The sequence below is a fragment of the Winslowiella arboricola genome (genome assembly GCF_025527015.1).
Taxonomy (GTDB): Bacteria; Pseudomonadota; Gammaproteobacteria; order Enterobacterales; family Enterobacteriaceae; genus Erwinia; species Erwinia arboricola.
Map to the genome: position 1 here is coordinate 1 of NZ_JAODIM010000015.1, position 255 is coordinate 255.

At 53.7% G+C, this 255-nt stretch carries 2 rRNA genes; both read right to left on the reverse strand.

Annotated features, from left to right (window positions below):
- Positions 1-72: ribosomal RNA gene (gene rrf / locus N5923_RS00070) — 5S ribosomal RNA — on the reverse strand; the annotation flags it as partial.
- 108 nt (positions 73-180) lie between these two features.
- Positions 181-255, reverse strand: a 23S ribosomal RNA gene (locus N5923_RS00075); the annotation flags it as partial.

The window sequence follows — 255 nt, forward strand, 5'->3', positions numbered from 1 at the left end:
ATCGGCGCTACGGCGTTTCACTTCTGAGTTCGGCATGGGGTCAGGTGGGACCACCGCGCTAAAGCCGCCAGGCAAATTCTGTTATTCATGCCGCCCTCAGGCCGCACAAATTAATCCGTTGTGAACAGGCTGAAAATTTCGCGTCTCTCATCACGCTCACCAAAACACTTCTGGTGTTGTAAGGTTAAGCCTCACGGGTCATTAGTACCGGTTAGCTCAACGCATCGCTGCGCTTACACACCCGGCCTATCAACG